The organism is Sulfuricaulis sp. (genome assembly GCF_049587675.1).
Lineage (GTDB): Bacteria > Pseudomonadota > Gammaproteobacteria > Acidiferrobacterales > Sulfurifustaceae > Sulfuricaulis.
The window spans coordinates 1-3,741 of sequence record NZ_JBAVEJ010000217.1; the positions used below are offsets into that span (position 1 = coordinate 1).

3 protein-coding genes are annotated in these 3,741 nt (G+C 57.9%); all 3 read left to right on the forward strand.

The window, feature by feature from the left end; translation table 11 throughout:
• Positions 1-218 precede the first annotated feature (218 nt).
• Positions 219-1,802, forward strand: a complete 1,584-nt coding sequence (locus WB402_RS11270) for a tetratricopeptide repeat-containing sulfotransferase family protein (RefSeq protein ID WP_424207893.1) — start codon at positions 219-221, stop codon at positions 1,800-1,802.
• Positions 1,799-2,893: a hypothetical protein gene (locus tag WB402_RS11275; protein WP_424207895.1), complete on the forward strand. Its 1,095-nt coding sequence runs from the start codon at positions 1,799-1,801 to the stop codon at positions 2,891-2,893. The genes WB402_RS11270 and WB402_RS11275 overlap by 4 nt, the downstream gene beginning before the upstream one ends.
• A gap of 4 nt (positions 2,894-2,897) precedes the next feature.
• Positions 2,898-3,741 (forward strand): glycosyltransferase (locus WB402_RS11280; protein ID WP_424207897.1); only part of this gene is annotated, 844 nt, incomplete at its 3' end.

Sequence of the window (3,741 nt, forward strand, 5' to 3'; positions counted from 1 at the left end):
ATGTACATACGATCTGCATTTTCAATCAGAGGGTGGATTTCCCTTGTCCAATACATGGCTCCGTCACGGGTCATCAGAGCTGTCGCCTGTCGTGCATATAAGCACGCGCGCTTGTGTGTGCTGGCTCATGAACACCAGAAACGGCGGGTGCGTCTTGAAATCACCATGGAATTGGCATCCCTGTCGGGATGGGTGGAAAGGAAACTTCCGGGAGAGACATGAAGAAAGTGACTCAGGCTGAAGCAGTAACTCTGCCGGCGGTATTTGCCGAAGCAAAGGCGGCGTTCTCTCAGGGAAGGAACACCGATGCTATCAGACTGGCGCGCGCGGCAACCCGAGAGGCACCGCTTTCCGCGGAATGCATGACCTTTCTTGGATGTATGCTGGGAGAATCCGGGCAGACATCCGAGGCCATGACAGTTCTGGAACGGGCCGCGGCGATGGCGCCGGACAAACCGGAGCCCTGGCGACAGATGGGCCGCGTGCTCTCCCAGTTTGCGAAGGGCGGCAACCGCGCGCAGGCTGAGCGGTATTTCTGCAAGGCGGCGACCCTCGCGCCGGATCAGGAAATCTATCAAACGAGTTATGGCGAGTGTTTAGTGACCTTGGGTCGCTATGATAAGGCCATTGAAGTATTCCAGCGGTCCCTGGCGCTGGATCCGGAAAGCCCGCTCGCGATCGGCGGGCTGGCGGCCGCACTGGAGCGATCAGGACAGTTCGAGCGCGCGCGGGATATTCTTCGCCCACTGCTCGACCGGGGAAACCGCCATCCGCAGTTGGTCATCGCATTCGCAGCCGTGGCGCGGCACACCGGCGAGGAAACACCCGCCCTGGAACTGATCGAAGAGGCACTCAACGAATCTCCCCCCGTCAACGGGCGCATTGGTCTGCACTTTGCCGCCGGCGATCTGCTGGACCGCATGAAGCGCTACGATCAGGCTTTCAGGCATTATGAGCAGGCCAATGCCCTATCCGGGTATGTTTATGACCCGGTGGTGGCGGAACGCGAGCTGCAACGGCTCATTTCATTTTTTTCCGCGCAAGCACAGGCCCGTCGCCCGCGGGCCAGTAATCGCTCGGAGTTGCCGGTGTTCATCGTGGGCATGACGCGCTCTGGAACCACGCTGGTGGAACAGATCCTCGCCAGCCACCCCGAGGTGCGGGCCGGCGGCGAACTCGAGGTCATACCGGGGATCATCAGCGATCTCCCCAGGCTGATGGGCGATCCGGCGCCTTTCCCGGAATGTCTGGGCGCGCTCACGCGACGCAATATCGAACAGCCCGCGCGACGTTACATCGCGGCGCTCGCAGAGATCGGGCAGGGGGCGACGCGCGTCACCGACAAGCTGCCGCATAATTTTTTGAGCCTCGGACTCATCGACCTGCTACTGCCGTCGGCACGCGTCATCCACTGCGTTCGTGATCCGGTGGACACCTGTCTTTCCAACTATTTCAAACGGATGAGCGCCAACCATCCCTACACTGCAAATCTGGAGCATTTGGGACATTACTACCGGGTTTACCAGCGATTGATGACGCACTGGCGGTCGGTATTGCGTATCAGGATGCACGAGGTTCGATATGAAGCACTGGTTTCCGAACCCGAGACGGAGATTCGCCGACTGCTCGATTTTTGCGGCCTTCCCTGGGATCAACGCTGCCTGAGTTTCCACGAGAACCGTAGGTCGGTCGCGACCCCCAGCTATGACCAGGTCCGCCGGCCAATTTATAATCAATCGGTGCAGCGCTGGCGGCACTACGAGGCACACTTGGGGCCGTTGTTGCGGGCATTGGGTTTATGAAGAAAATAATGTTGGTGCACCCGGTCGGCTCGCTCGAAATCAACCCCAACCTGATCGGTATCGTCGAGGCTCTGTGCGCACGCGGTTATGGTGTTGATTACTACTGCGCCCGCTCGCGCGAGTTCAGGCAAAACTATCAGCATCCGTCATTCCGGTATATCTATCTGGAGGGGAACCAGGTTCATCTGGCGGACAGGTGTGATCTCGTGATAGGTGTTGATCGGGTGGGCGTGGCCATGGCGGCGAAAGTCTCGGCTGCTCTGCGTGTGCCGTATGGATTGATCTCCTACGAGCTCGCGTTCTCCTCCGAAGTGGGTTCTCTGGGGAAACGCCCCGAGATCGAAGCCTGCCGAGGAATCAGTTTTGCCGTCTGCCAGGACCGGGTGCGCTCGCAGCATCTGGCCAACGAGAACCATATTCCGCTTGAGAGAATCATCGACATACCCGTGGCCGCGGCGGGCACCCGGCCACGGGTCCGGTCCAAGGCTCTGCACAAGGCTTTGGGCCTGTCTTCGGATAAAAAAATCATGCTTTATACGGGCAGCTTGGCCCAGCCATGGACGATGGTTGACGAACTGGTCGAGAACACCCGGAGCTGGGGCGGAAATTGGGTGCTCGTGCTTCACTATTCCAGCATGGCGCAGAAATTTCTGGAGTTGAAGGCGCGTCATCCCGGAGCCGACAGAATGCTGGCGTCTCCGTGGACTGATTTGCCATTCGATGGCTTGATGGACATTATGGGGAGCGCTGATCTGGGTGTTGCCTTGTATCGTCCCGTATTTACGGATCCCGAGGATGGACTCAACATGGAGTATCTGGGACTGTCCTCCGGCAAGACGATTACTTATCTCCGGCATGCCCTTCCCGTCGTGGTCAACGATCACGGCATTATGGGAGATTATGTCGAGAACCGTGGTCTAGGTTTCCGCATCCGCGTCCTTGAAGATCTGCCCGCGGCCTTGGGGAAGCTGGACGATCAGACCCTGGAAAAGTGGAGCGTTGAATGCCATCGTTTTTATTCGGAAGTCCTGGACCTGGACATGCGCATTTCCCCGCTCCTCGATACGATCGAAGGACTGATCGGAAAATAAATTTATGACCGAACTTTCGGTTATCATCTCCACGCAAGATCGCAGCGCGATAGTGCGTCGCGCGCTCCAGTCAATCGTCGATCAGGATTTTCCTCGTGAACGGTATGAGGTGTTGGTGATCGATAATGTTTCCACCGATGACACACGGTCGGTGGTCAACGAAGACATCGAAAGAATTGGCTCGCGTTGCAACGTCCGGTATGTCTACGAAGCCATTCCCGGGGCCACTCCTGCCCGTCACCGAGGCGCAACGGAGGCGCATGGCGCAATCCTGGTTTACATAGACGACGACATTGTTGCGGACCGGGGTTTCCTGGCATCGATCAGCGATGCATTTTCCGATCCTTCCGTGCACTTGGTCGGAGGAAAGAATCTGCCGAATTATGCTGCGCCTCCGCCAGCCTGGGTCGATCAGTTGTGGCAACGCGGACCTGATTATGCGTTCTGCATCGACTACAGTCTTTCTGATCACGGGGACCGGCGCCGCGAGATCGATCCCGATCATGTCTGGACGCTCAATTTCTCGATTCGCCGGGACACACTGATGCGCCTCGGAGGGTTTCACCCTGATCTAGTGCCGAGACGTTATCAACGCTACCAGGGAGACGGTGAAACCGGGCTGACCATGAAACTCAAGGAACAGGGGCTGAAGGCGATCTACGAGCCCGGCGCGCTGGTCCACCATCTGGTCGCGGCGGAACGGCTAAATATGGAGTACCTGGAGAAGCGGCGTTTTTTCCAGGGTGTATGCGCTTCCTATACCTCAATCCGTAAAACGCGCAAAACGGGATACATGATTGCGCCACCTTCCCTTTACCCGCTCACACAACAGGAGATCCTGGCATACC

Coding starts and splice junctions, on each gene's coding strand:
- WB402_RS11270 (WP_424207893.1), top strand. CDS start 219: ATGAAGAAAGTGACTCAGGCTGAAGCAGTAACTCTGCCGGCGGTATTT.
- WB402_RS11275 (WP_424207895.1), top strand. CDS start 1,799: ATGAAGAAAATAATGTTGGTGCACCCGGTCGGCTCGCTCGAAATCAAC.